This window comes from Puia sp. P3 (genome assembly GCF_050632245.1).
Taxonomy (GTDB): Bacteria; Bacteroidota; Bacteroidia; order Chitinophagales; family Chitinophagaceae; genus Puia.
Genome location: NZ_CP192583.1, coordinates 5,702,413 through 5,728,745, shown reverse-complemented (window position 1 = coordinate 5,728,745; position 26,333 = coordinate 5,702,413). Strand labels below are relative to the sequence as shown.

Genomic DNA, 26,333 nt, shown 5'->3' with positions numbered 1-26,333 from the left:
AGGGTGAAGAGGGGGGAGCCGTTTCCCATGACTTCGAAGGGGGAGGGGTTGAATTTTTTGGGGTAGCTTTTTGGGAAGCGCCGTTTTTGTGGGGTGCTTTTTTGGCAGCGACTTTTTTGGAGGTCACTTTTTCGGGGGTGGCGGCTTTCCTGGCTGGGTTTGTCTTGACGGCCATAGAGGATTTTTTGTGTGAACAAATAGGGGTCGCGTCAGGAGAAGAATGACGATCAAAGATAGCTGTTGCGGGTATTTTAGATAAGCGTGTTTTTACGGAATTATGGTTATTTAATCGTTATCCGGTGATTGGTCGAAGTTTTTGTTTGGAAAGGAAACAGCGCGAGGGAAAAAACAGGTTTTCGGGTGTTAGTCCTGAAAGTCTTTGATCCATTTTGTTTTGGGTTCTATGGGGAGGCGGCGGCCGGGTTTGGCGGGTTCGTCCGCATACCCCATGTACAGCAGTCCGATCATGCGGTCTTCCTTGCCCAGTGCCCAGGAATTCTTTCATGGCTGGGGCGAGGGTGGAGCCGCCGGTGCTCCAGAGGACGGCGATGTCGAGGGTTTCCGCGCCGAGCAGGATGTTTTGGACGGCCGCCGCCGTAGCGCATATTTCCTCGAGTTCGGTGATGTTGGGGTTGGTGCCTCTTTGCATGTATACGGCGATGAGGTGGGAGGCTTTGTCGCCGTTGTGCTGTTGTTTTTCGTATTTGGCCGTGTTGAATTTTTCGGGCGGGGTGCTTTGCTTGTATAGTTCTGCGTGCCGGTGACAGAACTGCTGTACGGCGTCGCCGCTGTAGACGATGAAGCGCCAGGGTTCGGTGTTGGCGTGGGTGGGCGCCCAGTTCGCGAGGGAAAGCAGCTGTTGTATCTGTTGGTCGTCGATCTTTCTGCCATTCAGGACGGCGGGTTTTGTACTGCGCCGGCTGGTGATTATGTCCTGTAATACAATGAATTTATCCATGAAGTAAAAGTACGGAGAAAAAAGGGGAAACCGCTTATCTTAGAGGTGTATGACGCACGATCGCATTCTGCAAAATGTCGCGAAGCATATCCGGCTGGATGAGGTGGAGGAGGAGCGTTTTGTTTCGTTACTGGGATTCAGGGAAGTGCCGAAGAAGGCTTTTCTTTTAAAAGAGGGCCAGCTTTGCAGGAGTATCAGCTATGTCCATTCGGGAGCGCTGAGGGCTTACTATATGGATAAAGAGGGGAAGGACGCGACCATTATGTTTGCGATATCGGACTGGTGGATCACTGATATGTTTTGTTTTGTCAGCGAGTGCCCGGCGATGATGAATGTAGAGGCCATCGAGGATAGCTGTGTATTCCAATTGAGCAGGGACAAGCGGGATGGGTTGTTCCGGGAGATACCAAAGTTCGAGCGGTTCTTCCGGATACTTATGCAGAATGCCTATACGAGGGAGCAGTTGCGGGTAATGGAGAACCTTTCGCTTCCTGCAGAGAATAGATATGATAATTTCCTCCAAAAATATCCTCGTATCGCGGAGCAGGTGACGCAGAAGCAGATAGCTTCCTACCTGGGGATAACGCCGGAATTTTTGAGTATGATCAGGAAAAATAAGAGTCGGCGACCGCGATCTTAAACTAGTTTAATCGCGCGGTGTTTTTTAGATGTTTTCTTTGTGAAAAAATTTTATGCTGATACTTATTGCAGGTCCGTACAGGAGTGGGACCAATGATGATCCGGTATTGATGAGGGAGAATTTGCGCCGGCTGGAGGCTGTGGCTTTGCCGCTGTTCAGGAAGGGGCATGTGCCGATGATCGGGGAGTGGGTGGCGCTGCCGTTGCTGGAGCAGGCGGGGTCGAAGAGGCCGGGGGATGCGGCTTACGAGGAGATCCTGTATCCGGTGGCGCACCGGTTGCTGGAGAAGTGTGACGCGGTGTTCAGGATAGAGGGGCTTCGAAGGGGGCGGACGAGGATGTGAGGATCGCGATGGAGAGGGGGCTGGCTGTGTATTATAAAATGGAAGATGTGCCGTGAAGGGGTACCGTTCTCGTCGGCGAAAGCGACGGGCGTTGAAGTAGCGGGTCACAAGATAATTCGTCTGAGGACGGCATGCCATGACTGAGGGGTGGTCGGCAACCGTTTGGTTGCAAGGTACAAAAAGAAACCAATTGGTTGCAAATTCAATTTTTTGAGGGTAGTATTGGCGTCAGAGCCGGGTCCGGCGTGCGGGAAATTGATTGATTATTTCGTAACTTAATAGCAAATACGCTTGCCATGACTAGCTTTGACACCTCTCACGTCAAGAATATAGTCTTGCTTGGTCACGCCGGTTCTGGCAAGACCACTCTTTCGGAGTGCATGCTCTACGAAGCAGGACTTACGACCCGGCGGGGCTCCGTCGAAGAAGGAATACCACCAGTGATTTTTACGAATTGGAATAGCAGCGGGGGAATTCGATTTTTTCCAAGTTGTTGCATACCCAGTGGAGGGGGTACAAGATCAATATCATGGATACGCCAGCGCTATGACGATTTTGCGGGGGATGTGCTTGCGGCGCTGCGCGTGGCGGACACGGGTGTGCTGTTGCTCAATGCCAATTTTGGGGTGGAGGTGGGGGCGGATATCATATGGGACTACACGGAACGTTTCCGGACGCCGATGGTACTGGCGGTGAATAAGCTCGATCAGGACAAGGCGGACTTTGACCGTACTGTGGCGCAGGCCCGGGATCATTTCGGCAATAATGTGGTAGTTGTGCAATACCCGCTGAACCCGGGTCTTGGCTTCAATACGATCATCGATGTGCTGCAGATGACGCAGTACAGATTTCCACTGGAAGGGGGCAGGCCGGAGAAGCTGCCGATCCAGGAATCGGAAAGGGAACGGGCCGACCTACTTCATAAAGAGCTGATCGAGGCGATTGCAGGCAACGATGAGACCCTAATGGAGAAGTATTTCGATAAGGGCAATCTGGAAGAGAATGAGATGCGGCAGGGCCTCAAAAAGGCGATGATCAATCATGACCTGTTCCCTCTTTCTGTCTTTCTGCCAAAAAGAATATGGGTAGCGGACGGCTGATGGGTTTCATCGACAATATTTGTCCCGGTCCGGCCGATATGCCGCCACAGCGGACCTTGTCGGGGATGTCCCTTCCCTGTGATCCCGATGGCCCACCCTGCCTTTTTGTGTATAAGATCTTCTCGGAGAACCATATCGGAGAAATGTCCTTTTTCAAGGTATACTCGGGTACGATCAGGCCAGGTATGGAACTGGAGAACGGGGCCGACGGTACGATAGAAAAGATCAACCAGCTGTTCGTGGTGGAAGGGAGCAAACGGATCCCGGTCAATGAATTGTCCGCGGGTGATATCGGAGCCACGATCAAACTGAAACATACGCACGTTAACAATACCCTTCACGCACCGGGAAAAGACCTCGAGCTCGAGCCCATCGAATTTCCTTCTCCCCTCATGAGCATTGCGATAGAGTCTGCGCTCAAGGGCGATGAGGAGAAGCTGGCCGCGGCGATCCGGCAGGTCTGTGAGGAGGACCCTACGGTGCTGCTGGAGATGTCGCAGGAGCTGAAGCAGACGATCATCCACTGTCAGGGTGAGCTGCATCTTTCCGTGATCAAATGGAAGCTGGAGCATTTTTCCAAGAACCTGCGCGCGACATTCAGCAGGCCGCGGATCCCCTACCGGGAGACGATACGCAAGCCGGTGCAGTCGAGCTACAGGCACAAGAAGCAGTCTGGGGGCGCCGGGCAGTTCGGGGAAGTTTATATGCAGGTAGAGCCCTGGTTTGAGGGTATGCCCGACCCGAAGGGGTTGTCGGTACGCGGCCGCGACGAGTTTCATCTCGAATGGGGCGGCAAGCTGGTGTTTTTGAACTGTATTGTGGGCGGGGCTATCGATCAACGTTTTCTGCCTTCCATATTAAAGGGCGTGATGGACAAAATGCATGAGGGTCCGCTGACGGGTTCTCATGTCCGGGATGTACGGGTTATCGTATATGATGGGAAGATGCATCCCGTGGACTCCAATGATATTTCGTTTAAGATCGCCGGTATGATGGCTTTTAAACAGGCTTTTCAGCAGGCGGATCCCCAGATACTGGAACCTGTCTATACAGTCGCGGTGCTGTGTCCGGATGATCAGACCGGCAGCATTATCAGTGATCTTCAGACCAGGCGTGCCATCATGGAAGGCATGGATACGGAGGGTCATTTTACCAAGATTATCGCGAGGGTGCCCTGGCGGAAATGCACGACTATTCTTCTTCTCTGCGGTCGATGAGCCAGGGTCGCGCCAAGTTCAAGATGAAATTCCAGGAGTATGCCTCTGTTCCACCAGAAATCCAGCGCCGGCTGATCGACGAATACCACCGGGTTGCGGCGCATCAGGAAGCATAAGCGGCCCGCAGCCTATGAGTTAGCATAAGCGGCCCGTGGCCGGGAAGTGCAAGCGGCTTGTGCGCTGCAAGGAAGCGTGAAACTAAAACTTCGGCATATGAAAAAGTATCGGTTACTGCTGTCACTGCTGGTGAGCTCTTTTCGCTGATGGCCCAGCAATCCGACTACAAGGTGCTTTTTGACCTTACCAGCCGGGATACCCTCGATCAAAAGAATATCGTCCGATGGCTGACGGAGATCAGTAGTGCCAATCCGCAGGCGAAAATGGAAGTGGTCATGTATGGAAAGGGACTGGAGCTTGTGGTGAAGGATAAGTCCTATGTGACGAATGATATCGACCGGCTGACGGCCAATAAGAATATCAGCTTTAAGGTGTGCGCGATCGCCATGAAAAACAACAATATTGGGCGGGATCATGCTGCTGGCGGGTATCGATGTTGTCCCGGATGGGATCTATGAAATCATCAGTAAACAGAAAGAGGGGTGGGGGTATATCAAGGCGGCGAGGTGAAAGGAGGTGTCGCCCCGGCCATGGGCCGCGGATCCGGTAGTGACGGGCGACGGGTTTATTCAGATTGCAGTCTTTTGATGGGTGAGGCAATGGATGCCTTAATCACGTGAAAGCTGACTGTAGCCATTGTGACGAATAACGACAAGCCGGCGGCAGCTATAAAGACCCACCAGGATATAGGAGTACGATAGGCAAAGCCCTCCAGCCATTTGCTCATCAACCACCAGGAAACGGGCATTGCAATCGCGAAGGCGATGAGGACGAGCCTTAGAAAATCCCGCGACAATAGCATAAGCAGTTGAGGAAGGCTGGCTCCCAGCACTTTTCTTATGGCTATCTCTTTACCGCGCTGTTCGGCCGTGAATGCGGATAGTCCTAGCAGCCCGAGGCAGGAGATGGAAACAGCAAGGATGGCGAAATAAGAGGCCAGCTGGCCTACCATTTCTTCGTTGCTGTATAGCCGTTGATAGGCTTCGTCCGAAAATTGAAAGCTAAATGGAAAGTCGGGATTGAATTGTTTGCATGCCTTTTGGATACTGGCAATGGCTGTCGTACTTTGTCCCGCAGCGGTACGGACCAGGACGCTGTTGCCTTCGGTTACGCCGTATGCGATGACCAGCGGAGCAATAGGCTTGTGGAGGGAATTGAAATGGAAATCTTTGACAACGCCGATGACCGGTCCTTTTTTGCCAAGACAGGTCAGCTGGCTGCCGATGGGGCTGGTGATCCCCATTCCCGCCACGGCCGATTCATTTAAGATATAGCCTGTGGTATCGGTGGGGAAGTCCCTGGAAAAATCACGCCCTTCTTTTATTTGGAGCCGCATCGTTTTTGCCAGGTCGTATTCCGAATAAATGATAGCGAAGGCGGGGTGGGTGCTGAGGTCTTTGCCGTCCCACTGAATATCGTTGATCCAATAGTTTTCGGTCTGTACGGGTGATTGTGAAATTTCTGTCGCCTGCAGAATGCCCGGCATTCTTGACAGCTGTTGTTTAAACAGGGAATAGTCTTTGACCAGGGCGCCTTCCAGTGGAATAGATACGAGGTTCTCTCTGTCGAAGCCAAGGTTGGTAGCCTGGATGAATTTTATTTGTTTCGAAACGATGATCGTACCGATGATCAGCAATGACGAGAGCGTGAACTGAAATATGACCAGTCCTTTGCGAAGGCGACTGGTGCCGGAACCCAGCCGTACCGGGCCTTTCAGCACCTGTACCGGATTGAATGACGCAAGGAAGAAGGCGGGATAGCTGCCGGAGACCAAACCGCTGACGAGGGTGATCCCCGTCAGTCCCAGCCAAAAGCTGGCATTGCCAAACGGAGGCTGTATATTCTTGCCGGTGATCGCATTAAATGCGGGCAGCAGGACGGTGGTTGCGCAAATGGACAGGGCCACGGCGAGTAGGGCGAACATCATGGCTTCCCCGATGAATTGCGTGATGAGGGCGCTTTTTCCTGCGCCGGTCGTCTTTCGGATACCAATCTCCTTTGCCCGCCGGATCGAACGGGCCGTGGTTAGATTCATGAAATTGACGCAGGCGATCAACAGAATAAAGACGGCGATCAGGCTGAACAGCCATAGGTATTCGATGCGACCGCCGCCTATTTGCTTATTTTTAAAAGCGCCGTTGAGGTATATTTCGTCGAAGCGCTGCATGTCGAGCTCGACGCGGTAGTCTGGCGTTTGTTTCGTGTTGAGGTTGTCGAGAAAATGTTTGATCCGGGTTCTGAACTGTTCGGGATTAGCGTCTTTTCTTATCTGGACTGTCGTGTAGGGCGCTACGTTGGTAAAGTCTTTTGCCCAGGCGTTCTCTCTTTTGAAATATTTCCAGTTGATAAGGTAGTCGAAGTGCATCGACGAGTTGGCCGGGACGTCGAAAACGGCCGAAATGGTAAAGTCCTCTCTGTTCTCAAACCGAATTGTCTTTCCGATGGCTGTCGCGGGGCTACCGAAGAAATTCGTGGCCATGGATTTGGAAATAGCGATACTGGCGCTGGTGCTGAGCGCGGTACCGGGGTCGCCCTTGAGAAGGGGAAAGCTGAACAGGCGGAAGAAGTCTTCGTCTGCATATTCACCGCTGACCTTTATTGTCTTGTCGCCTGTCCGGAAGGTTGCGAGGTTGCCCCATGTGGAATAGCTGGCGGCATACCCGATCTCCGGGAAGGTCCGCTTCATCTCTTCACCGAGCAGGGCGGGAGTTTCATAGCCGATTCCCATTTTGTCTCCGGCGTATGTCCGCTGAATGATCGTGTAGAGTGTATTTGTGTTTGCGTGAAAACTATCCATGTCGCGCTCGTCCCTGATCCAGAGAAAGATGAGGATGCTGCAGGTGATACCCAATGAAAGGCCAAGAATATTAATGGCGGAGAAGGTTGGGTTGCGCCACAGGTTGCGGAGGGTGACCTTTAGGTAGTTGATGAGCATTTGTTTCGGGGAATTGACTTCTAATATAGCGGATTTGTCGGGGATTGGGGAAATAAAAAGGCCCCGCAGTCCGGCGGAGCCCTATGGTCGTTAGGAGGTCGGGGTGGATCTGTGGGTCTCGCCTGCCGAGGCCGACGACAGAGAGCAGGCCGATGATGCCGATACCGGCTATCAGTACGCGTCCGTTGCCGGCGGGTGTTTTCCGGATCGCCTGGGCTGCGGCGGCGTAGGAGTCGGCGGCGGGGATGTTTTTGTTCTCTTCCGTTGTTGCGACGACGTCCCAGTCGTCATAGGTCTTTCCGGTGAGGTAGGTGAGCATCTTCAACTCGTCCCTGCGCCTTGTTTTCAATTCATCGAGGTATTTTTTCCTGCTTCGCAGCTGAAGTCGCCGGAGGCGGGATGTGTGATGATGTAGCGGGACTGGAAATTGCTGGTATTGACAGTTTCCTCGAAGAAAAGGTCCCTGGGAAATGCCTGTCTGTTATAGCGGACGTGGAGACGGGTGAAATAGACTTTGGAGGGACGATTGGCGTCCTGGTCGTCGGGGTCATTTCTACGGGATACCCAGTCGACACCTGCTTGCACGAGGTCGCGGGTGGAAGGTGCGGAGGCGATGCAGGGGTCGCATTTCACGTAGTTGGAGGGGCTGACGTCCCAGTGCGTATTCGAGCATGGCGACTGATTTGCCGGCGCCGAACCACTGATGCTGGAAAAGATTGGAATAGAAGTTCCCGAAGTTGTTCTGAACGAAAACGGGGACGTTTTTTCCGGTAGGGAGGGATACCGTGGGATAGTTGGTACATTCTATCCGTCCGGTCCTGGTAAAGGCGTACACGATCATGTCCTGGTCGCCGTCGGCGTTGGCCATGCCCAGACGGATGGGCAGCATGAATTTGGGCGATTCGAAGGAGATCTGGATGGGCCGAAGGAAATTGCCGGGTAGTTTTTTCTTTTCCTCTTCGTTGACTTTGACGACGAAGAATTTGAGGTTGCTGCGGATATAGGGTTCCAGTACTTCTTCGGCTCCGGAAGGATCTTGTAGCCATTTTCTGTCAGCCATGTCCTTAGGCCGGTGGATTCTTTGGCGCTAAGGATGAGGATGTCGTATTCGCCGACGAGGTATTTTGCTTCGATGGTGACGCCGGATCTTTTTGCGGTGCCAAAGCCGGTGACGACGACATCGTTAAGGGACATGCCAGGGACGGCGGCATTCAATTTTTTGTCATACTCCCGCATCTCGCAGGGGTTCTGGTCGAAGTATTCGACGAGTCTTGGTTTACTGTATTCGTTGAAGGTGTTGAAGATCGACTGGTCGACGACGCGGATGTCGCTCTTTTTCAGCACGACCGGTACCGGTACCACCATGGCAAAGTCTTTGGGGTCGCCGTGGAAGTCATTGTACATCGTGACTGTGTTCCTGTCGCCGTCGCGGACGAGGATGACCTGGGAAGTTTTGTTCTTCAGGGTGCCGTCGGCCTTGCTGACATAAAATCCGCAGAAGGCCATTGCTTTCGTTGCTGACCATGGCGATCATTATGACCATGGCGGTGAGTTTTCTGGTTTTTGTACGCATAAAAAGTTGTTTGAGTTTGGAAAAAAGGGGCGGGTTCCCGGGTGGTTCGTGCCGGGGTGTTGCCGAGTCGAAGCCGTGTGCCCGGAAGATATGGTCCAGGAGCGGGACGAGCGGAGCGGCGGCGGCCAGTAACCACACGGGTGTATTATTCAGCCATTTAAAGGCGGAAAGATAAAAAGCTATAATGGCGATACCTGCCGCCCACAGCACCCTGGCGAGGGGGTGATTGGGCGAGGTCTTTGGGTCGCTGATCATGAAAAAGCTGAAGAGCAGGAGGCTGCCGGTCGTGATAGAATGGAGGAAAATAGTCGAGGGGCCAGCCGAGTGTGAGGACCTGTCGCCAGAAGAGCAGGCCTGCGAATGTCAGGAGGAAACCGAGGCTGGTATCCATTTTTTGAACGCGGGTAACGACGATGGTACCGAGGGTCAGGACGAGGAAGAAGAGGATGGCGCCGTTGCCCCATTGTCCGGGTGACAGCCAGGCGTCTCCGGTAATCAGTATCGTTGCGGCGATGCCGAAGGCGGAGGGGTTGAAGATGTGTTTGCCTTTGAAGCGGAGGAGATATTTTGAGACGACAGTCAGGAATGCGGCTATTAATGCGGTATAGAGATGGTTTGTTTTGAGGAGGAGGCAGAGGCCCATGGCGCTGATGAGTATGCTTAGTCCCCATGATTTGAAGCCGGAGTTACCCGTGAGGGGAGGGGAGGCGAGTCCGGCGAATGGTTTCGGCGATATAGCTGAAGGCGAGGCAGCCGGTGATGATCGTTGTATAATATGGCCAGTCCAGGTTCCAGTTGAGGGAAGAGGAGGCCGTAGCCGAGGAAGAAGGCCCGGAAGAGGACCCCGAACCAGCGGGGGTCGGGGGCGGATGGTAGTTGCAGCATAAGATGCGTTTTTCTTATGATGCAGGTATTTTGGAAATTACATAAAGAGGGGTGGAAGCCCCCGGGACGGAGGGGTTCGGGGGCCGGTTATTCGGTCCGGAGGTTTTTTACAGGGTTAGCCAGTGCGGCCTGTATGCACTTGAGACTCACGGTGATGATTGAGATCAGCAGGGTTATTGAGCCGGCTGCGGCGATGGCCACCAGCACCGAGGAAGTCTTTGGACAGGAGGGTGACTATCTGCGGCACGCCCGCACCGAGGACTTTGCGAACGCTGATCTCTTTGACCTTGCTTTCGGCGGTATAGGTAACCAGCCCGAAGAGGCCGAGGCAGGATATTAAAATGGCGAGTCCGGCAAAGCAGTTGAACAGCTGCCCGACGTGAATGTCGCTTTTGTACTGGTCGTTGAATTCGGTGTCCAGAAAGTTATAGATAAAGTCATAGTCGGGGTTGTATTTTTTCCAGATGCGTTCGGTTGCTGCCAGAGCTTGTGATGCGTCTTTGCCGGAGGTCTTTACGTACATTTTTCCGCGCCAGTCCGTACTATAGTAAATGACCAGAGGGTGTATCGGGGTACGCATGTTTTGAAAATGGAAGTCCTTTACCACGCCTGCGATGACGCCTTTTACACCGTGCATGGTGAAGCGTTTGCCGACGGCGGGCCCGGTGATACCCGTCTCCCTTATCGCGGTTTCGTTGAGGATGAAGTTGGTGCTGTCGGCCGGGCTGCCGGTAAATCCTTTGCCTTCCACCAGGTGTATGCCCATTACTTCGGTGAAATTTTTTTCGACGGGCATCAGGCCTATATTGAATGCCTGTTGGTCGGGTCGCTTGCCGTCCCAGCTGACGTCCACCGTGCCGGAGTGGGCGTCGGTGATATCAAGGCCGGATTCTGTAACGCCTAGAATGCCCGGCTCCTTCAGCAGTTCGGATTTTGCCGCCTCGTAGTGCTTGTCGATGTTCAGCATCCAGAAGTTGAAGACGTTTTCCTTATTGTAGCCGAGGTTCTTTTCGCGAATATATTTTAGTTGTTGACCGATGATGATAGTGCTCGTTATAAGCATGATGGAAAAGCTAAACTGAATGACGACCAGTACTTTCCGGAAATTGCCTTTGCCGCCGATGCCGCTGATCCGGCCTTTTATGGCTTCCAGTGGTTTGAAGGAGGTCAGGGTGATGGCTGGGTGATGCCCGCCATTAGCAGTGTCGCCAGCAGGGTAAGGCCATATACCGCCAGCACCTCGGGCGATCATGGCCGGAAGCTTATGTTTTTGTCCGCAATATTGTTAAACAGGGGCATCGCCAGGAAGATGAGGCCTGTGGCGAGTGGTTCAGGACGTAGCTGAGGTGTTTGGTAAAATCGTCTTTTTCGTTGCGGCGGTGTATATCGGCCAGTTGTTGTTCGGTGTTGGAAGTGTTAGTGTTTGGTTTTAGCAGCAGGTAGGTGTCATAGTTGAACTGGCCCCAGCTGCTGTTGAGGCTTTTCCAGTAGTGGGTAGTGTCGAATTCTTTTTCCAGCTGCTGAAAGTTGAAGGCTACGTTGAATTTTATGGATGAGTTTTCGGGCAGGTCTTTCATGACGCCGGTGATGTGGTAGGGTATACAAAATATGACATTCCCCAGTTGTCGATCATGCGGCAGGCGTCCTCAACCTGCGGCAGTTCGTTCTTTGCGTATATGGCGATGGGGGCGGAGGTATTGCTCCAGACCGAGGAATTGATGCCGCTGGTGACTATTGGTGAAAGGCGGTAAAGGTTGGCGGCATTGGTGTTAAAGCGGTCGTAGCTGATCTCGTCGTTGACCCATAGTAGTAATAGAATGCTCACGGCGAGGCTTATCGACAGACCGGAGATATTGATGAACGAATACATTTTGCTTCTGCGGAGGTGGCGCAGGGCAATTTTGAAGCTGGTTGTTCATATTAGTTGGTTGAGAATGGGATGGCATGCCGCCGCCATAAGGGCGCGGAAAAATAGATAATGTTGCATGACGGGGGCGACCCCGGGGCCTCCGGTGGTGGGTAAGAGGGACGATTGTTGCCGTCGGGGTTAGAAGTAGGATGCGGATTTGAGGTCTTCGAAGAGGCTGGGTTGTGTTGGCTGCCAGCCCAGGGTATGGCGGGTTTTTGCGCTGGATGCGGGGCAGCCGAGGGATGCAAAATGTGTAAACCAGCCGAAGCTGGGCTTCCGCGTCCTTGCCGGATTTGGAGGTTGTGGGAAGGTTAAGGCCGTGGCCGATGGCTTCGGCGATATTGCGGAAGGGGATGCCTTCTTCTGCGACGGCGTGGAAGACCTGCTGCTGCGGTTGTTGTTCGGCGATCAGGCGGTATAGTACTGCCGCGTCGAAGCGGTGAACTGCAGGCCAGGGGTTCTTTCCCTCTGCTATATACGCGGATTCGCCTTTGGATCTTGCGATGTCGATGATCATGGGCACGAAGCCGTGGTCGCCCTGGCCGTGAGTGGTTGGGGGGAGGCGGACTAGGTAGGCTTTGGTGCCCGAGGCGGCAGCTGCGCTTACGGCTTCTTCCGTGGCGACGCGGGGCATAACGTCTGAGGTCACCGGGGGCGCGTCGTCTTCTGTAGCTGTACGGCCGATATTGACAAGTCCGATGCCGGATGTGATGATCAAGTGGGCGGTCTGAGCCTTTGAGCGTGGCAGCGAGGGCGCCGATGACCTGGCGGTCGGCTTCGCAGTTGGCTTTAAATTTCGAGAAGTCGTGGTTGAAGCCGGTGTGGATGACGGCGTCGCATCCGGAAGCGCCCTTTTGGAGGCCTGGAAGGTCGTCGAGGTCACCGCGATAGACGTCGGCGCCGGCTTTGATGATCTTTTGGGCGGAGCTGTCCGAGCGGGCCAGTGCCGAGGACCTGGTGGCCGGAGGTGAGGAGTTCATTAACTATAGCCGAGCCTACGAAGCCTGAGGCTCCTGTAACAAATACGCGCATAACGATGATTATTTTTATACCGCAAAATTGGGCTCGGATGGTCCGGGAAAAAGGTCATTTGACCATATTTTGGTCGGAGGGGTTTTGGGAGGGATCGGTTTTTTGAGGCGTGGTTTTGGGAAGGGTTGGGGGGCAGTTTTAGGGTAGAGGGTTAGCGTCGGAGCTGTGCCTGGCGGATGCGGGTGAGGGTCTTGATCGAGATGCCGAGGTAGGAGGCGATCATGTGCAGGGGCAGGCGGGCGAGGTAGTCGGGGAAGGTCTGGACGAATTCCTGGTATTTTTCTTCCGGTGTTGCGCTGAGTGCCGTCAGTATACGCTGGCGGCTGTTGTAGATGTTGCGGGAGATGAGTTGTTGGGAGAGGTCTTTTAGCTGGGGGATGGTGGAAAGAAGGCTGTCGAAATCAGATTTGGGCCAGAGGAGGACGTCGGAGTTCTCTATGGCTGCGATGTTGCTGTGGGCGGGTTGCTGGCGATCGTAGCTTTCACGTCGAGGGTCCAGCTGTGTTCGGGTGCGAATTGAAGGATGTGTTCGCTGCCGTCTGCCGCGGTGCCGAAGGTCCGCAGGATGCCTTTGCTGACGAAGATCTTGTACCGGCAGACTTCGCCTTCGCGGAGGAGGAATCTCGCTGCGCCGCAGGTGCCTCGGGGTTGCCGTGGGACAGGATGTGGCTGATGTCCGCGGCGCTGAGATCGGTGCGGGCGCGAAGGTATAGTTCGAATTCTTCCATTGGGTCAAAGGTAAAGAATTCGGGGTTTTGGCTGGGGAGGGGACATGGGGCTGGTAGTAAATTGTTTGGTGGCGCGTGGTTATTTCTTCACTGAAATGGGTTTGGCATTTTTTTGTGCCTTTAATGCGAGTTCGGTTGTGAGAAAGCAATGTCTCTGGGTCATTGCCGTCTCCGTTCTGTTCAGTACGTCGTCGACGAATAAGGGCCCGAACGGCAGGATCTCGTTGTTGCAGTCCATATGTACCATTTCTTTTTTATTTACCAGGTACAAATGATTGCCGCCCTTATTTCCCGAAGCGACGTCCGTGTTCTTTCGACTTCGATATATCCATCCGTTCCAAGGATGGTCAGTCTACCATCGCCCCAGGTGTCCAGGCCATCCGGGGTAAACCAGTCGACTCTGATATACCCTGTACCGCCATTGCCGCTTAGCATGACGTCCCCAAAATCTTCGAATAGCGGTCGGTCCGGATGATGAAAATTGCCCACCTGTGACATGAGGACCTGCGCCTCGGTAGAGCCGGTAAAATGGAGATACTGGTCGAATTGATGAGAGCCGATGTCAGTAAGGATCCCGCCAAACCGATGCTTATCCCAAAACCAATCCGGCCTTACTGCTAACCCGGATTTCCCGACGCCATTGTTGATCCGGTGTGGTGCGAGATTGACGGTTTGGATTACCTGGCCTATCGCTCCCGCTCTTACCAGTTGGCTTGCTTTTTCGGTGCCTTTGTTCTCAAACCGTTCGCTGTACATGATCGAATAGATCCGGTTGGTCTCTTTTTGGACCTTTTTGACTTCGGCCAGCTGTTCCAGGGTGATGATGCCAGGTTTGTCGGTGAGGTAGTCTTTGCCGTGCTGCATGACGCGAATTCCCAATGGAGCCCTTTCATCGGGTATGCCGGAGCTCAGCACCAATTGAATTGCCGGGTCTTCAAGGATCTCTTTTTCGCTTTTTACCTGTTTAGCCTCGGGATAGGTCTTCAGGAATGCGGCGGCCAGGTCGGGTGATGCAGCATACAACGCTACCAATTCCCCGCCTCCTCTTTTGATGGCATCGGTTATCCCATAGATATGGGGATGATCGATATTGATCACCGCAAATTTTATGCGGCCGGCGGCCGTAATTATTTCCTTCGGCTTTTCGGCGGATTGCAGGTGTTTGACGTTTTCGAGTAAAGGGGACATGAGCATCAGGCCGGAGGCCTTGACGGAGTCTTTTAGGAATTGTCTTCTGAGTTTCTTTTGATTGTTCATATGGGAAGGCCGCTGTTTGTAAACGGTTACAAAGCTGGTAATTTACGGAATTTTATCACGATCTGGCGGTTGGTGAACTCGAATTTAGGTTCATCTATGTAGAACAGAAAAGGGCTACTTTAAAAGTAGCCCTTTTGGGGGAGTAGCGAGATCGGGAGTTGAACCCGAGACCTCCGGGTTATGAATCCGACGCTCTAACCATCTGAGCTATCTCGCCGGGAGCATTTAGGGAGATTGGTTTTCCTTAAATGGGGTGCGAAGATAGGTAAAAAAGATTGACAAAAGGTGATTTGAGAGGTGAAAATAGGGTAAAGAAATTGGGGGAGGAGAAGTGGAAATTGGAGGAGGAAGGGGGAAATCAGGGACGGAGATGGGAGGCGGAAGATGAGCGGGGGGTGGGCAGGAATGGGAGCCGGTGGGGGAAAGAAAAGGCCCTCTGTGGAAACAGAAGGCCGTCTAACGATTGCTTGCCATATGAAAAATCTTCAAAAAATCGATGTTGTGTTTTGCCTCGGGATTCATTCTCACTTGTCCTTTGCGGCACAAAAATAAGGTGCAAAGGACGAACTCAATAATATCAAAAGGTTAAAAAAATGTTGTTGCTAAATCCTTTTATCTCCGAACCCATTCTAAAACCGTTTCTGAGTGCAATATCGGAAGTTTATATGAGAAGTTGAAATTAATTTCGATAGTTTTTTAAAAATTTTTGTCCGGTGCCGTGCAAAAATAAATATAGAATATTTTGTAATATACTTTGTGAGGGCTTTTTAGGCCAATTTTGACCTATTTAGGTGGTAAAATAGGGTTATTCGATAATAGGCACATTATATGCATAATATTAATTATTTGATATTGGTAATAGAGAAATTCAAAAATGGGGTGTTTGCGTGTTTTTGTAAAGGGATTAGAAAAAGGGCCGTTTTGAGGCGGCCCCCGGGTGGTTGTTTAGCTGGATAGTTATTTGGTTTTGCCCGGGTATTGCTTTAGGGCTTGTTCGAGGCAGTCCATGGCCTTGTTGAGGTCGTCGGCGTTGAGGACGTAGGCGAGGCGCACTTCCTTTTTGCCGTAGCCGGGGGTGCCGTAGAAGCCGCCTGCGGGCGCCAGCATGACGGTCTGGTTGTCATATGAAAAAGATTCGAGCAGCCACTGGCAGAAGACGTCGGTGTCGTCCACCGGCAGGCTGGCTATAAGCGTAGAAGGCGCCGCCGGGATTGAGGGCAGAAGACGCCGGGCATCTTGTTAAGGCGGTTGACGAGGGTGTCGCGGCGGTGGAGGTATTCGGCGCGGGTGGCGTCGAAGTAGTCCGGTGGTAACCCGGTGGCGGCTTCGCCGAGGATCTGGGCGAAGGAGGGGGGCTCAGGCGGGCCTCGGGCGAATTTCATGACGGTGTCGAGGACGGCCTGGTTATGGGTGACGAGGGCGCCAATGCGGCCGCCGCAGGCGCTGTATCTTTTGGAAATGGTGTCCATCATGAGTACGTTCTGTTCGGCGCCTTTGAGGTTCATGGCGCTGATGTGTTCGCCGCTGTAGCAGAAGTCTCGGTAGGCCTCGTCGGAGAAGAGATAGAGCCCGTGTTTGATGACGATGTCCCTGAGGGTATCCATTTCCTCCCGGCTATAGAGGTAGCCGGTGGGGTTGTTGGGATTGCAGATGACGATGGCGCGGGTGCGGGGTGTGATCAGCCTCTCGAACTCAGAAACGGGGGGTAGGGCGAAGCCGGTCTCTATATAAGAGGTCAGCGGTTTTACGATGACGCCTGCTGCGGTGGCAAATCCGTTGTAGTTGGCGTAGAAGGGCTCGGGGATGATGACTTCGTCGCCGGGGTCGAGACAAGTCATGAACCCAAAGAGGATGGCTTCGGAGCCACCGGTGGTGACGATGATCTGCTGGTAGTCGACGTCGATGCCGACGTTCTTATAATAGGTGGCCAATTTGCGGCGGTAGCTCTCGTTGCCGGCGCTGTGGCTGTATTCCAGTACTTTGAAATCGAAATGCCGGACGGCGTCGAGGGCCATTTTTGGGGTTTCGATGTCGGGCTGGCCGATGTTGAGGTGGTAGACTTTAATGCCTTTCTTTTTGGCGGTTTCGGCAAAGGGAACGAGTTTCCGGATCGGTGATGCCGGCATGTGTTGTCCGCGTTGGCTGATAGTTAACATGGCGCAAAATTACATTCTCTCTTTTAATTATTCTGACGAGGGGACAGATAATGGGAATTGGGGGACGGGAGGAGACAAAAAAAACCTCCCGGTTGGCGGGAGGTTCAATATTAATAAATTATATAACCTTACCTGCCTGCTGATTTGCCCTTGGCGGCTACGTACTGGGCGTAGGCTTCGGCGGTCAGCACTTCACCGGTGATCCGCAGTTGGAGCGGCATGTCGACTCCTGCAACCTTGATCGTGATGGTCTTGTTGAAGGGGCCGGCGTTGGCGGCGTTAAATCCAGCTTTTATCTTGTCGTCCTTGCCTTTTGCGATTGCGCCTTCAGGCTTGACCGGCGTGGTGCAGCCGCAGGAGGGGACGGCAGATTCGATGATAACGGGTGAGTTGCTGATATTGGTGAAATCAAAATCATGCGTTACGGGAGTACCTTGTTTGATCTTTCCGAAGTCGTAGGCGATCTCTTTGAACTTGATCACGTCGTCTGCTTTCTTTGCCTGGGCGAAAAGACCTACAGAAAGAACGAGTGCGCTTGCAAACAGGAATAGTTGCTTCATTTTTATCAATTTATTTGTTTTAATAATTGGACAGAGGAATTTTCGGGTGCGGAGCTGGCGGGTGATTTGTATACTTCCCCGGTGATCGTAAGCATCTTTGTCTGATTGGTATTATATACGATCGTTACGTTCTTGCTGAACTGGCCTTCGGCGTAGGCGTTGTAGCCGACCTTTATTTTGGCCGTGGCTCCGGGTTCGATGGCGTCGCGGTTCCAGTCGGGAGTGGTACAGCCGCGGGAGGCTCTGTACGTTGTCCAGCCGGAGGGCGGTGCTGCCGGTGTTGACGATCTCAAAAGTATAGGTTGCCGGTCTCCCCTGGGGGATCTTGCCGAAGTTGTGGCTGTTCTCTTTCACCAGCAAGTGGGTCGGCTGGTTTGGGCGTGGCGGCTCCGGTATTCACAGCCTGTGCGCGGGCGGCGAGTACGGTGGAGAAAAGGCCGATAACAATTGCTAATTTTTTCATAGTTTGGCTGAATCAGCTATAAAATTAAGAAGTAAACGTCAGGTTTTCCAATAAATTATCCCCTAAAAATGGGGGATTAAGAAAAGACTTTATGTGGAAGCGGATTGGGACCGGGAGAGGCCGGAAAGGGACGAACGGGGGTTTGCGAATTGCCAAATTAAAATTTATAACAATCAGTGGGATAGGTTGTTAGGTTTGGGCGGAAGAATGCTAATTTTACGGCCATAAAACATGCCGAATTGACTTCAAATTTTACGCAAATGCAAAATCTTTTCTCCAGCGAAGTCATTGATCCTGAGAAACTATCGTTTGATAAGTTCCGGGAGGAAGTGTTAAAGGACTACCAGATCGCCTGCGAGAGCCGGGAGGCCAGCCTATTGGGGCGTAAGGAAGTATTGACCGGGAAGGCCAAGTTTGGCATTTTTGGAGATGGTAAGGAGGTCCCGCAGGTGGCGATGGCCAAGTTCTTTAAGCCCGGGGATTTTTATGCCGGTTATTACCGCGACCAGACCCTGGCTTTTGCGACGGGTGCTGCTACGGTAGAAGAGTTTTCTCCCAGTTGTACGCCGATCCCGATGTCACACACGATCCACATAGCGCCGGCAGACAGATGAACTCGCATTTTGCGACTGCCTTTGTCGACATGGACGGAGCCACGCTGGACCTGGTGAACAGAAAGAACCTTACGGCCGGTCTGGCGCCCACTGCGGCTCAGATGCCCAAGGCGCTGGGGCTTGCCTCCGCCTCGAAGGCGTTCAGGGAGATTGCTCAGCTCCAGCCTTTTACTGAACTGTCGAGTAACGGCAACGAGGTATGTTTTTGCACTATCGGGGATGCTTCGACGAGTGAGGGGCATTTTGGGAGACGGTGAATGCTGCGGGTGTAATGCAGGTACCGCTGGCCATCTTCGTATGGGATGACGGCTACGGCATCTCTGTCCCACGTGAGTATCAAACGACAAAAGGGTCTGTCTCGGAAGCGCTGAAGGGTTTTCAGAAGAAGGACGGTACCAACGGTATCGAGATCTATAAAGTAAAGGCCTGGGATTACGCGGGTATGTGCGAGGCTTTCGAGGCCGGTATCCAGAATGCCAGGATGACGCATACGCCGGTGCTCTTCCATGTCGAAGAGGTAACCCAGCCGCAGGGACATTCCACGTCAGGCAGCCATGAGCGGTATAAAAGCCCGGAGCGCCTCGAATGGGAAAGGGATTGGGATGGAATAAAGAAGTTGAAGGAATGGATAATGGAGAATACGCTCGCGAGTGAAGAGGAGCTGAACGATCTCGAGACCGAGGCTAAGGAAATGGTCCGCAACAGCAAGAACCGGGCATGGGAGAAGTATCAGGAGCCCATTCTTTTGCAGGTGAACCGGTCGGTCGAGCATATCCGCAATATGGCGGGAGATGCTCCTGATGAGGCGGCCCTGCTGCAGAAGCCGGCTTCCGCGCTGGCTGCCAATCGCGAGCCGGGGCGCAAGGAAGTACTCCAGACGCTGCATAAGGCGATCGGGATCGCCGGCAAGACTTCAGCTGCGCGTAGTGCAAAGGCCTATTATGACGATCTGATAAAAGAGAACGCGGCATTATACAACACACATCTTTACCACGAAGGGGCGCGCAATATTCTGCGGGTACCCGAGATCAAAGCTGTATACGAAGAGAATTCGCCCCTGATGAACGGCTATGAAGTGCTGAACCGCTATTTTGACGCGCTGTTCACGCATAACCCCAAAGTAATTGCCTTTGGCGAAGACCTCGGGAAAGATCGGGGACGTGAATCAGGGGTTTGCCGGTTTGCAGAACAGGCATGGTGCAGAGCGGATCTTCGACACCGGGATCCGGGAACTCACGATCATGGGACAGGGCATCGGCATGGCGTTTCGAGGACTGAGGCCCATCGCGGAGATCCAGTATATCGACTATCTTCTATATGGTCTTCAGCCTTTGAGTGATGACCTGGCTTCGCTGCAATACCGGACGGCGGGCAGGCAGACGGCTCCGCTGATCGTCCGTACGCGCGGGCACAGGCTGGAAGGCATCTGGCATAGCGGCTCGCCGATGGGGCTTATTCTGGGCTCGCTTCGGGGACTGCATGTGTGTGTACCGCGGAATATGGTGCAGGCCGCGGGCATGTATAATACCCTTCTGGAGGGAGTAGATCCCGGGCTGATGATCGAATGTCTGAATGGCTACCGGCTCAAGGAAAAGCTGCCGGCGAATCTGCTGGAATTCCGGGTACCGCTGGGTGTTCCGGAGGTCGTCAAGGAAGGAGAAGATATTACCATCGTCTCTTATGGGTCTACCCTTCGGATCGTTCAGGAGGTCGCTAAGGACCTGGAGGAAGAGGGGATCAATTGCGAGGTCGTCGACGTACAGACGCTGATACCTTTCGATATCCACCACGGAATACTCGAATCGCTGAAGAAGACGAGCAGGTTGCTGATCGTGGATGAGGATGTGCCGGGTGGAGCGGCGGGGTATATCTTTAATAAGGTGATGGAAGAGCAGGGTGGATACCGGTGGCTGGATACGGCTCCCAGAACTATAACTGGGCAGGCTCACCGGCCGGCTTATGCGAGTGACGGGGATTATTTCAGCAAGCCCAATGCGGAGCAGATCATCGACGTGGTAAGGCAGATGATGGCGGAGTAGAAAGTAAAAAAATCCTTATAATAAAAAAGGCCCCGATTGGGGCCTTTTTCGTGCGTGGAATGCGGGAGGAATGCGGTTATTTCAGATTGTGAAATACTTTTTGAACGTCTTCGTCCTGCTCGAGCCTGTCCACCAGCTTCAGTACGTCCTGAGCCTGCTCTTCGGAGAGCTCGACGGTGGTGGTGGGGATCCATTCGATCTCGGAGCTGATGGGGGTAATCCCTTTTTCCTCGAGGGCTTTTTGCATGTTGCCGAAGTCGGTGAAAGCGGCGCGGAGTACGATTACCGTTTCGTCGTTTTCGCCGCTGCCTTCGCCCATTTCTTCGAGGCCGTGGTCGATGAGTTCGAGTTCGAGGTCGTCCATGCTGATGCCTTCGGGCTTCAGTTTGAAGACGCCCATCTTTTTGAACTGGAAGGCGACGCTGCCGCTATTGCCGAGGGCGCCGTGGCCTTTGGTAAAATGCATTTTGACGTTGGCGACGGTGCGGACGTGATTGTCGGTGGCGGTTTCAACGAGGACGGCGACGCCGTGGGGGGCATAGCCTTCGTAGAGGATCTCTTCGTAGTTCTCCATCTCCTTGCCCTGTGCCCGCTTGATGGCCGCTTCGACGCGGTCTTTGGGCATGTTGACGCTCTTGGCGTTCTGGAAGCAGCGGCGGAGGGCCGGGTTGGTGGCGGGGTCGGGGCCGCCGGCCTTGACGGCGATGGCTATTTCTTTACCGATACGGGTGAACTGTTTGGCCATCCGGTCCCAGCGGGCAAACATGGCGTGTTTACGTACTTCAAATATGCGACCCATAGAATCTTTTGTGTTTGGGGGGCAAAAGTAAATAAAAAAGCCGTACAACGGGTGTACGGCTTTTCTGAGTAAGGTTTTACTAAGCTTTTAGCTTGCTGTTGTTTTTGCTGTAGCTAAAATAGATGATCAGGCCGATGACCATCCAGATCAGCGCAGTGATTTGGGTGGCGGAGTCGAGGCCGACGATCATAGCCGTACATACGAGTACGCCCAGGATCGGAACGACCGGAACCAGGGGCGTTCTGAATGGCCGGGGGCGGTTGGGATCCGCTTTGCGCAGGATCACCACTCCGATGCTGACGAGGATGAAGGCGAACAGGGTGCCGATGCTGGTCAGGTTGCCAGCGACGCTCTCGGGCACAAAACCGGCGAAGAGACCGACAAATACGAACAGGATCATGTTGGACTTATAGGGCGTGCGCCATTTGGGGTGCAGTTCGCAAAAAACTTTGGGGAGCAGTCCGTCTGTTGCCATCGTATAGAATACCCGGCTTTGGCCGAGCAGCATCACGAGGATCACCGAGGAGAAACCGGCCAGAATGGCGACGGTCACGAGTGTCGACAGCCAGTGATAACCATGCATATATGTTTCGATGGCATAGGCAACGGAAGCCTCTTTACCCGACTTGACGAAGTCCGTATATGGCGCAACGCCGGTGAGGACCCAGGAGAACAATACATAGAGGATGGTGCAGATCACGAGTGAACCGAGGATGCCGCGGGGCATGTCCCCTGGCGGGGTTCTTGGCTTCCTGTGCGGCTGTGGATACTGCGTCGAAGCCGATGAAGGCAAAGAATACTATGCCGGCGCCGGAGAGGATTCCGCCCCAGCCGTGTCTGAAGAAGTTCGCGTAGGAGTAGAATGTGCCGTCGCGCAGCTGGGCGGCGGGAGCGTCGGCGGGGATCACATAGGGATGGTGGTTGGAGGGGTTGATGAACTGCCAGCCGAGCGCGATGAATATCAGTACGATAGATACTTTTACGACGACGATGACCGAGTTGACGGTGGCAGATTCCTCGGTGCCTTTCATCAGCAGCAGCGAAAGGAGTGCGAGGATGATCAGTGCAGGAATGTTGATGATGCCGTGGTGCATGACTCCGGCGGCGTCCAGTGCCCGTTCAAATGGCGAATGGGACCATTCGAATGGGACCTGGGTACCAAAGACGGCCAATAATTTATTAAGGTATTCGCTCCAGGAAATGGATACGGTCGCGGCACCGAGCGCATATTCCAGTACGAGTGCCCAGCCTATGATCCAGGCCACGAGTTCGCCCATGGTCGTGTAAGCATAGGTGTAGGCGCTGCCGGCGATGGGGATCATCGAGGCGAATTCGGCATAGCAAAGGCCTGCGAAGCAACAGCCCAGGGCTGCTACCATAAAGGAGATGGTCACGGCCGGACCGGCGTGTTCCCCGGCTGCGGCGGCAGTCCGTACAAACAAACCGGCGCCAATAATGGCGCCGATACCCAATGCGATCAGACTCCAGTGCTCCGAGCGTACGCTTGAGACCTTTCTCTGAATCCGCAGCCTGCGCCATAAGGGAGTCCAGGGATTTTTTCGGAATAAACTCATACTAAGCTTGTTTTGATAATTTGATGTGTGACGATTTGGGCCGAAAATAAACAAATATTTAATATTCAATTGTCGCCGGGTGTGAATTTTGGGGGTAAAGTTTGTTCAAATGAAGAAAATTCGATTCTTTGCACCCTATTATGCCAAAGATCAGTCTGACAGGGTGGATAATGATTGCCATGATAGCAGGGGTACTGCTGGGGCTTTGGGTACATTATAATTGCACTTCGGTGCAGATCGGCACATTTTCGGAGATGATCAATATGATCACTGACGTGTTTCTTCGTCTGATCAAGATGATCATTGCGCCGCTGGTGTTTTCGACTCTGGTAGTGGGGATCGCCAAGCTGGGTGATATCAGGGCGGTAGGCCGGATCGGAGGGAAGACGCTGCTGTGGTTCATGGGCGCCTCGCTGTTGTCGTTGACGCTGGGGCTGCTGATCATGCATAATCTTCCGCTGGGCAGCGAGTTGAATCTGCCGATGCCGACCGGGGCTGCCGCGACCGGGCTGGAGTCTTCTATCACCTTCAAGTCTTTTGTGACGCATATATTTCCTACCAGTATTTTCGACGCGATGGCCAATAATCAGATACTGCAGATCGTGGTGTTTGCGGTGTTCTTCGGGATCGCGACGGCGTCGATCGGCGAGCAGGGGAAGGTGGTTATCAAGGCGCTGGATTCCTTATCGCTGATCATACTCCGGATGACTGGCTATGTCATGTATCTGGCGCCGGTGGCTGCGATGGCGGCTATCGCTTCGGTGATGGCTGTAAAGGGGCCGGAGCTGCTGTATACTTATGGGGAAGTTCATCCTGATCTTTATCTGGCTATTCTTTTGCTGGGGATCTTGTTGATGGGGATCGCCTCGATATTTATAGGCCGGCGGGTATTTGAGCTGGCGATGAATATAAAAGATATGATCCTGCTGGCCTTCAGTACGGCGAGTTCGGAAGCGGCGTTCCCGCGGCTGATCGTCGAGCTGGAGAATTTCGGGTGTCCGCCGAAGATCGTTGCTTTTGTGCTGCCACTGGGGTATTCCTTCAATCTGGACGGTAGTATGCTGTACATGAGCTTCGCATCGCTGTTCGTGGCGCAGGCATACGGGGTGCAGCTGACGCTGGGGCAGGAGGTTTCGATGTTACTCGTTCTCATGCTGACGAGCAAAGGGATCGCGGGTGTACCGCGGGCGGCGCTTGTCGTGGTGGCAGGAACGTTATCACTGTATAATATACCGCAGCAGGGGCTGTTACTTTTGCTCGGCATCGACCAGATATTCGATATGGCACGGAGCGCTACCAATGTATTGGGGAACAGTATCGCGTCGGTGGTTGTGAGCAAGTGGGAAGGTGAGCTGGAAGGAAGCCCTGTTAATATTAAATGATCCTTTTAATATGTTTGAACTCTTAACGATCTCTTTCAAAGACCTTTTAAACCCACAGTTCTACATTGATAATGGCGGCCTTTGGGTGTTGCTGTTTATCGTTTTTGCGGAGACCGGCCTGATGGTTGGGTTCTTTTTGCCGGGGGACAGTCTTTTATTTGTCGCGGGGATCTATAGCGAGAAGTTGATCGAGAGTATGATCAAGGGAGGGACGGGAAGTACTTTTTTCGACCTTGTGCTGTTGTGGATCATGGTCTCTATCTGCGGGATCATCGGGAATGCGGTCGGGTATTGGTTTGGCCACAAGAGCGGTCCCTATCTATTTCACCGCAAGGACAGTCTGCTGTTCAAGAAAAAGCATCTGTATCAGGCGAAGGAATTTTATGACAAGCATGGCGGGCAGGCAATCATCTTTGCGAGGTTCTTGCCGATAGTCAGGACCTTTGCTCCTATAATCGCGGGTATCGTTGCGATGGACAGGAAGAAATTCGTGTTCAACAATATCATCGGGTCTCTGGCCTGGGTGTTTTTGATGTTGTTCGCGGGGCATTATCTGGAAGAGTTCATCCTCGACAAATTCAATTTCGACCTGAAGAAGCACCTGGAGGTGATCGTGATCGGGATCGTGGTCCTCACTACCGCGCCGGTGCTGTATAAGCTATTCTTCGGGCGCCGGGATCATCCTGCTCCTGTCGAGGATCCGTATGCGAAGGATCCGCAGGCGAAGGACCCGTATGCCGGCGAGGCGAAAAAACCAATAATTCCTTATGGCTCAAACAATGGATCAAAAGACCGATCTGGCAATGAATCAAAAGAAAGTATCTCTGTTCAATCTGGCAGTTATCGTTGGGGCTCTTGGTTATTTCGTGGACGTTTATGATCTTTTATTATTCAGCATTATACGTGTGCCTTCGCTGAAGTCGCTGGGGCTGACCCAGGAGGCGGTGGACAAGCAGGGTCTGGATATCCTGAATCTGCAGATGATCGGTCTGCTGATCGGCGGTATCGTCTGGGGTATACTCGGAGACAAGAAGGGAAGGCTGAAAGTACTGTTCGCGTCGATCATTTTGTATTCGCTGGGGAGTATCGCGAATGGGTTTGTGCATACGGTGGGACAGTATGCGGTGGTTAGATTTATTACCGGATTGGGACTGGCTGGTGAGTTGGGGGCTGGTATTACGCTGGTCAGCGAGGTAATGCCAAAGGAAAAGAGAGGACTGGGAACGTCGCTGGTAGCCGGCATCGGGCTTAGCGGGGCGGTGTTCGCCTACTTTATCAAAGTGCAATTCGGGGCTTCTGCCGAGGGGTGGAGGACCTGTTATTTTATAGGAGGCGGACTTGGATTTGTGCTTTTGTTGCTGCGTGTGGGTCTGCTGGAGTCGGGGATGTATAAGAATATCGCCGAAAGTAATGTCCGTAAGGGAGACTTCTTTATGTTGTTCACGAAGGGGGAGCGGCTGAAGAAATATTTGACGGCGATTCTGATCGCTCTGCCCAATTGGTTTGTGATCGGAATACTGATCTCGTTCTCCAATAAGTTTGCCTTACTGATGAAGGTGAAAGGGGCTATTGATCCGGGCAAGGCGATCATGGTTGCGTATGCGGCTATTGCCGTGGGGGATGTGCTGATCGGGTTTATCAGTCAGTGGGTGAAGAGCCGTAAGGTTTCGCTGTATATTTTTCATCTTATTTCCATCATCGGTACAATCTGGTTCTTCAATTTGGAGGGGCAGGATGCGAATATGATGTATTGGGTTTGTGTGATACTTGGGTTTGGGACGGGATTCTGGGCGATGTTCGTGACGATGGCTGCTGAGCAGTTCGGGACGAATATCAGGGCTACGGTCGCGACGACGGTACCCAATATGGCGAGGGGTTCGCTGGTGCTGGTGACCTGGCTTTTCAGGACGGTTCAGACCGGACTGCCGGCGGAGCAGGCTTATTTTAAAGGGGCCTGGATAACGGGTATCATTGTGTTTGTGATTGCAATCATCTCGTTGATCATCACGCCTGAGACCTATGGTAAAGACTTGAATTATATTGAGCAGTAGG

General features: G+C 53.1%; 32 protein-coding genes, 1 tRNA gene and 4 pseudogenes. 14 read left to right on the top strand and 23 right to left on the bottom strand.

Annotated elements, in window-relative coordinates; all coding sequences use genetic code 11:
• Positions 1–292: 292 nt before the first annotated feature.
• Positions 293–958 (bottom strand): nitroreductase family protein, encoded by a 666-nt coding sequence (locus ACQ86N_RS36110; RefSeq protein ID WP_431211278.1) that lies wholly within the window; start codon positions 956–958, stop codon positions 293–295.
• A 49-nt stretch (positions 959–1,007) separates the two neighbouring features.
• Between ACQ86N_RS36110 and ACQ86N_RS36105 the strand changes: the two genes are divergently transcribed.
• The 5 genes and pseudogenes from ACQ86N_RS36105 (at position 1,008) to ACQ86N_RS36085 (ending at position 4,833) form a co-directional block, all read left to right on the top strand.
• The gene (locus ACQ86N_RS36105) at positions 1,008–1,598 is read left to right on the top strand and encodes a Crp/Fnr family transcriptional regulator (protein WP_431211277.1); all 591 of its coding nucleotides are present in this window, start codon (positions 1,008–1,010) and stop codon (positions 1,596–1,598) included.
• Between the two features lie 52 nt (positions 1,599–1,650).
• Positions 1,651–1,941: a hypothetical protein gene (locus tag ACQ86N_RS36100; protein ID WP_431211276.1), complete on the top strand. Its 291-nt coding sequence runs from the start codon at positions 1,651–1,653 to the stop codon at positions 1,939–1,941.
• A 296-nt stretch (positions 1,942–2,237) separates the two neighbouring features.
• Positions 2,238–3,041, top strand: coding sequence for a GTP-binding protein (locus tag ACQ86N_RS36095; RefSeq protein WP_431211275.1), 804 nt, complete (start codon positions 2,238–2,240; stop codon positions 3,039–3,041).
• A pseudogene (locus ACQ86N_RS36090) lies at positions 3,023–4,374 on the top strand (EF-Tu/IF-2/RF-3 family GTPase). Before ACQ86N_RS36095 ends, ACQ86N_RS36090 begins: the two are co-directional and overlap by 19 nt.
• A gap of 147 nt (positions 4,375–4,521) precedes the next feature.
• The gene (locus tag ACQ86N_RS36085; protein WP_431211274.1) at positions 4,522–4,833 is read left to right on the top strand and encodes a DsrE family protein; all 312 of its coding nucleotides are present in this window, start codon (positions 4,522–4,524) and stop codon (positions 4,831–4,833) included.
• A gap of 107 nt (positions 4,834–4,940) precedes the next feature.
• Here the strand turns inward: ACQ86N_RS36085 and ACQ86N_RS36080 are convergent, their stop codons facing one another.
• The 10 genes and pseudogenes from ACQ86N_RS36080 to ACQ86N_RS36035 all read right to left on the bottom strand — a co-directional run bounded on the left by ACQ86N_RS36080 (position 4,941) and on the right by ACQ86N_RS36035 (position 11,638).
• Positions 4,941–7,310, bottom strand: a complete 2,370-nt coding sequence (locus ACQ86N_RS36080; protein ID WP_431211273.1) for an ABC transporter permease — start codon at positions 7,308–7,310, stop codon at positions 4,941–4,943.
• On the bottom strand, positions 7,243–7,659 hold the full coding sequence (locus ACQ86N_RS36075; protein WP_431211272.1) for a hypothetical protein: 417 nt from the start codon (positions 7,657–7,659) through the stop codon (positions 7,243–7,245). The genes ACQ86N_RS36080 and ACQ86N_RS36075 overlap by 68 nt, the downstream gene beginning before the upstream one ends.
• Complete coding sequence (locus tag ACQ86N_RS36070) at positions 7,656–7,895, bottom strand: hypothetical protein (protein WP_431211271.1); 240 nt, start codon at positions 7,893–7,895, stop codon at positions 7,656–7,658. The genes ACQ86N_RS36075 and ACQ86N_RS36070 overlap by 4 nt, the downstream gene beginning before the upstream one ends.
• Positions 7,864–8,816, bottom strand: a pseudogene (locus tag ACQ86N_RS36065) (DUF2330 domain-containing protein). Before ACQ86N_RS36065 ends, ACQ86N_RS36070 begins: the two are co-directional and overlap by 32 nt.
• Positions 8,704–9,138 (bottom strand): hypothetical protein, encoded by a 435-nt coding sequence (locus ACQ86N_RS36060; RefSeq protein ID WP_431211270.1) that lies wholly within the window; start codon positions 9,136–9,138, stop codon positions 8,704–8,706. The pseudogene ACQ86N_RS36065 and the gene ACQ86N_RS36060 overlap by 113 nt, the downstream one beginning before the upstream one ends.
• Positions 9,041–9,526, bottom strand: a complete 486-nt coding sequence (locus tag ACQ86N_RS36055; protein WP_431211269.1) for a hypothetical protein — start codon at positions 9,524–9,526, stop codon at positions 9,041–9,043. The genes ACQ86N_RS36060 and ACQ86N_RS36055 overlap by 98 nt, the downstream gene beginning before the upstream one ends.
• A gap of 17 nt (positions 9,527–9,543) precedes the next feature.
• Positions 9,544–9,768, bottom strand: a complete 225-nt coding sequence (locus ACQ86N_RS36050; protein ID WP_431211268.1) for a hypothetical protein — start codon at positions 9,766–9,768, stop codon at positions 9,544–9,546.
• Between the two features lie 115 nt (positions 9,769–9,883).
• Complete coding sequence (locus ACQ86N_RS36045) at positions 9,884–11,020, bottom strand: ABC transporter permease (RefSeq protein WP_431211267.1); 1,137 nt, start codon at positions 11,018–11,020, stop codon at positions 9,884–9,886.
• Positions 11,021–11,030: 10 nt separating this feature from the next.
• Entirely contained in the window at positions 11,031–11,345 is a 315-nt protein-coding gene (locus ACQ86N_RS36040) for a hypothetical protein (protein WP_431211266.1), read from the bottom strand.
• Positions 11,342–11,638 (bottom strand): ABC transporter permease, encoded by a 297-nt coding sequence (locus tag ACQ86N_RS36035; RefSeq protein WP_431211265.1) that lies wholly within the window; start codon positions 11,636–11,638, stop codon positions 11,342–11,344. The genes ACQ86N_RS36040 and ACQ86N_RS36035 overlap by 4 nt, the downstream gene beginning before the upstream one ends.
• Positions 11,639–11,834: 196 nt before the next feature.
• Here ACQ86N_RS36035 and ACQ86N_RS36030 point away from each other — a divergent pair, with 196 nt between their 5' ends.
• Both ACQ86N_RS36030 and ACQ86N_RS36025 read left to right on the top strand, forming a co-directional pair.
• Positions 11,835–12,098, top strand: coding sequence for a hypothetical protein (locus tag ACQ86N_RS36030; protein ID WP_431211264.1), 264 nt, complete (start codon positions 11,835–11,837; stop codon positions 12,096–12,098).
• 385 nt (positions 12,099–12,483) lie between these two features.
• On the top strand, positions 12,484–12,648 hold the full coding sequence (locus ACQ86N_RS36025; RefSeq protein ID WP_431218032.1) for a hypothetical protein: 165 nt from the start codon (positions 12,484–12,486) through the stop codon (positions 12,646–12,648).
• Position 12,649: 1 nt separating this feature from the next.
• Here ACQ86N_RS36025 and ACQ86N_RS36020 read toward each other — a convergent pair.
• From ACQ86N_RS36020 to ACQ86N_RS35980, 9 genes and pseudogenes are all read right to left on the bottom strand, one after another.
• Positions 12,650–12,709: pseudogene (locus tag ACQ86N_RS36020) on the bottom strand (hypothetical protein); the annotation flags it as partial.
• Positions 12,710–12,860: 151 nt separating this feature from the next.
• The gene (locus tag ACQ86N_RS36015) at positions 12,861–13,445 is read right to left on the bottom strand and encodes a Crp/Fnr family transcriptional regulator (protein WP_431211263.1); all 585 of its coding nucleotides are present in this window, start codon (positions 13,443–13,445) and stop codon (positions 12,861–12,863) included.
• 250 nt (positions 13,446–13,695) lie between these two features.
• Positions 13,696–14,694: a Gfo/Idh/MocA family protein gene (locus ACQ86N_RS36010; protein WP_431211262.1), complete on the bottom strand. Its 999-nt coding sequence runs from the start codon at positions 14,692–14,694 to the stop codon at positions 13,696–13,698.
• A gap of 143 nt (positions 14,695–14,837) precedes the next feature.
• Positions 14,838–14,911: transfer RNA gene (locus tag ACQ86N_RS36005), tRNA-Met, on the bottom strand.
• Between the two features lie 740 nt (positions 14,912–15,651).
• Positions 15,652–15,867 carry a hypothetical protein gene (locus ACQ86N_RS36000; RefSeq protein ID WP_431211261.1) on the bottom strand — a complete coding sequence of 72 codons (216 nt, stop codon included), beginning with the start codon at positions 15,865–15,867 and terminating at the stop codon, positions 15,652–15,654.
• Between the two features lie 11 nt (positions 15,868–15,878).
• The gene (locus ACQ86N_RS35995; protein ID WP_431211260.1) at positions 15,879–16,850 is read right to left on the bottom strand and encodes a pyridoxal phosphate-dependent aminotransferase; all 972 of its coding nucleotides are present in this window, start codon (positions 16,848–16,850) and stop codon (positions 15,879–15,881) included.
• Positions 16,851–16,978: 128 nt separating this feature from the next.
• On the bottom strand, positions 16,979–17,410 hold the full coding sequence (locus ACQ86N_RS35990) for a DUF1573 domain-containing protein (protein WP_431211259.1): 432 nt from the start codon (positions 17,408–17,410) through the stop codon (positions 16,979–16,981).
• Positions 17,411–17,415: 5 nt separating this feature from the next.
• Complete coding sequence (locus ACQ86N_RS35985) at positions 17,416–17,703, bottom strand: DUF1573 domain-containing protein (RefSeq protein WP_431211258.1); 288 nt, start codon at positions 17,701–17,703, stop codon at positions 17,416–17,418.
• A gap of 7 nt (positions 17,704–17,710) precedes the next feature.
• A pseudogene (locus ACQ86N_RS35980) lies at positions 17,711–17,764 on the bottom strand (hypothetical protein); the annotation flags it as partial.
• A gap of 369 nt (positions 17,765–18,133) precedes the next feature.
• On the opposite strand from ACQ86N_RS35980, the gene ACQ86N_RS35975 reads away from it, so the two are divergent.
• Genes ACQ86N_RS35975 through ACQ86N_RS35960 form a run of 4 tightly spaced genes read left to right on the top strand, consistent with a single transcriptional unit; the run spans position 18,134 to position 20,526 of the window.
• Complete coding sequence (locus ACQ86N_RS35975) at positions 18,134–18,487, top strand: hypothetical protein (protein ID WP_431211257.1); 354 nt, start codon at positions 18,134–18,136, stop codon at positions 18,485–18,487.
• Entirely contained in the window at positions 18,484–18,744 is a 261-nt protein-coding gene (locus ACQ86N_RS35970) for a hypothetical protein (protein WP_431211256.1), read from the top strand. The genes ACQ86N_RS35975 and ACQ86N_RS35970 overlap by 4 nt, the downstream gene beginning before the upstream one ends.
• Positions 18,741–19,826, top strand: a complete 1,086-nt coding sequence (locus tag ACQ86N_RS35965; protein ID WP_431211255.1) for a thiamine pyrophosphate-dependent enzyme — start codon at positions 18,741–18,743, stop codon at positions 19,824–19,826. Before ACQ86N_RS35970 ends, ACQ86N_RS35965 begins: the two co-directional genes overlap by 4 nt.
• Entirely contained in the window at positions 19,711–20,526 is an 816-nt protein-coding gene (locus ACQ86N_RS35960; RefSeq protein WP_431217725.1) for an alpha-ketoacid dehydrogenase subunit beta, read from the top strand. The genes ACQ86N_RS35965 and ACQ86N_RS35960 overlap by 116 nt, the downstream gene beginning before the upstream one ends.
• A gap of 76 nt (positions 20,527–20,602) precedes the next feature.
• Here ACQ86N_RS35960 and ACQ86N_RS35955 read toward each other — a convergent pair whose 3' ends face one another.
• From ACQ86N_RS35955 to ACQ86N_RS35945, 3 genes are all read right to left on the bottom strand, one after another.
• Entirely contained in the window at positions 20,603–21,325 is a 723-nt protein-coding gene (locus tag ACQ86N_RS35955) for a YebC/PmpR family DNA-binding transcriptional regulator (protein WP_431211254.1), read from the bottom strand.
• Positions 21,326–21,404: 79 nt separating this feature from the next.
• On the bottom strand, positions 21,405–22,052 hold the full coding sequence (locus ACQ86N_RS35950; RefSeq protein ID WP_431211253.1) for an APC family permease: 648 nt from the start codon (positions 22,050–22,052) through the stop codon (positions 21,405–21,407).
• Entirely contained in the window at positions 21,943–22,899 is a 957-nt protein-coding gene (locus tag ACQ86N_RS35945) for an amino acid permease (RefSeq protein ID WP_431211252.1), read from the bottom strand. Before ACQ86N_RS35945 ends, ACQ86N_RS35950 begins: the two co-directional genes overlap by 110 nt.
• 140 nt (positions 22,900–23,039) lie before the next feature.
• Between ACQ86N_RS35945 and ACQ86N_RS35940 the strand changes: the two genes are divergently transcribed.
• The 3 genes from ACQ86N_RS35940 to ACQ86N_RS35930 are packed head-to-tail and all read left to right on the top strand — an operon-like array spanning position 23,040 to position 26,332.
• Positions 23,040–24,281 carry a dicarboxylate/amino acid:cation symporter gene (locus tag ACQ86N_RS35940; protein WP_431217724.1) on the top strand — a complete coding sequence of 414 codons (1,242 nt, stop codon included), beginning with the start codon at positions 23,040–23,042 and terminating at the stop codon, positions 24,279–24,281.
• Between the two features lie 10 nt (positions 24,282–24,291).
• Positions 24,292–25,161 (top strand): DedA family protein, encoded by an 870-nt coding sequence (locus ACQ86N_RS35935; RefSeq protein ID WP_431211251.1) that lies wholly within the window; start codon positions 24,292–24,294, stop codon positions 25,159–25,161.
• On the top strand, positions 25,085–26,332 hold the full coding sequence (locus tag ACQ86N_RS35930; protein ID WP_431211250.1) for an MFS transporter: 1,248 nt from the start codon (positions 25,085–25,087) through the stop codon (positions 26,330–26,332). The genes ACQ86N_RS35935 and ACQ86N_RS35930 overlap by 77 nt, the downstream gene beginning before the upstream one ends.
• The last annotated feature ends 1 nt before the right edge of the window (position 26,333 follow it).

Coding starts and splice junctions, on each gene's coding strand:
- ACQ86N_RS35955 (WP_431211254.1), bottom strand. CDS start 21,325: ATGGGTCGCATATTTGAAGTACGTAAACACGCCATGTTTGCCCGCTGG.
- ACQ86N_RS36095 (WP_431211275.1), top strand. CDS start 2,238: ATGACTAGCTTTGACACCTCTCACGTCAAGAATATAGTCTTGCTTGGT.
- ACQ86N_RS36045 (WP_431211267.1), bottom strand. CDS start 11,020: ATGATCGCCCGAGGTGCTGGCGGTATATGGCCTTACCCTGCTGGCGAC.
- ACQ86N_RS35995 (WP_431211260.1), bottom strand. CDS start 16,850: ATGTTAACTATCAGCCAACGCGGACAACACATGCCGGCATCACCGATC.
- ACQ86N_RS36105 (WP_431211277.1), top strand. CDS start 1,008: ATGACGCACGATCGCATTCTGCAAAATGTCGCGAAGCATATCCGGCTG.
- ACQ86N_RS36060 (WP_431211270.1), bottom strand. CDS start 9,138: ATGATCAGCGACCCAAAGACCTCGCCCAATCACCCCCTCGCCAGGGTG.
- ACQ86N_RS36035 (WP_431211265.1), bottom strand. CDS start 11,638: ATGTATTCGTTCATCAATATCTCCGGTCTGTCGATAAGCCTCGCCGTG.
- ACQ86N_RS35945 (WP_431211252.1), bottom strand. CDS start 22,899: ATGAGTTTATTCCGAAAAAATCCCTGGACTCCCTTATGGCGCAGGCTG.
- ACQ86N_RS36085 (WP_431211274.1), top strand. CDS start 4,522: ATGGCCCAGCAATCCGACTACAAGGTGCTTTTTGACCTTACCAGCCGG.
- ACQ86N_RS36050 (WP_431211268.1), bottom strand. CDS start 9,768: ATGCTGCAACTACCATCCGCCCCCGACCCCCGCTGGTTCGGGGTCCTC.
- ACQ86N_RS36055 (WP_431211269.1), bottom strand. CDS start 9,526: ATGGGCCTCTGCCTCCTCCTCAAAACAAACCATCTCTATACCGCATTA.
- ACQ86N_RS35970 (WP_431211256.1), top strand. CDS start 18,484: ATGAACTCGCATTTTGCGACTGCCTTTGTCGACATGGACGGAGCCACG.
- ACQ86N_RS36040 (WP_431211266.1), bottom strand. CDS start 11,345: ATGAAAGACCTGCCCGAAAACTCATCCATAAAATTCAACGTAGCCTTC.
- ACQ86N_RS36100 (WP_431211276.1), top strand. CDS start 1,651: ATGCTGATACTTATTGCAGGTCCGTACAGGAGTGGGACCAATGATGAT.
- ACQ86N_RS35930 (WP_431211250.1), top strand. CDS start 25,085: ATGAATCAAAAGAAAGTATCTCTGTTCAATCTGGCAGTTATCGTTGGG.
- ACQ86N_RS35950 (WP_431211253.1), bottom strand. CDS start 22,052: ATGCCCCGCGGCATCCTCGGTTCACTCGTGATCTGCACCATCCTCTAT.
- ACQ86N_RS35935 (WP_431211251.1), top strand. CDS start 24,292: ATGTTTGAACTCTTAACGATCTCTTTCAAAGACCTTTTAAACCCACAG.
- ACQ86N_RS36010 (WP_431211262.1), bottom strand. CDS start 14,694: ATGAACAATCAAAAGAAACTCAGAAGACAATTCCTAAAAGACTCCGTC.
- ACQ86N_RS35975 (WP_431211257.1), top strand. CDS start 18,134: ATGCAAAATCTTTTCTCCAGCGAAGTCATTGATCCTGAGAAACTATCG.
- ACQ86N_RS35940 (WP_431217724.1), top strand. CDS start 23,040: ATGCCAAAGATCAGTCTGACAGGGTGGATAATGATTGCCATGATAGCA.
- ACQ86N_RS35990 (WP_431211259.1), bottom strand. CDS start 17,410: ATGAAGCAACTATTCCTGTTTGCAAGCGCACTCGTTCTTTCTGTAGGT.
- ACQ86N_RS36080 (WP_431211273.1), bottom strand. CDS start 7,310: ATGCTCATCAACTACCTAAAGGTCACCCTCCGCAACCTGTGGCGCAAC.
- ACQ86N_RS36110 (WP_431211278.1), bottom strand. CDS start 958: ATGGATAAATTCATTGTATTACAGGACATAATCACCAGCCGGCGCAGT.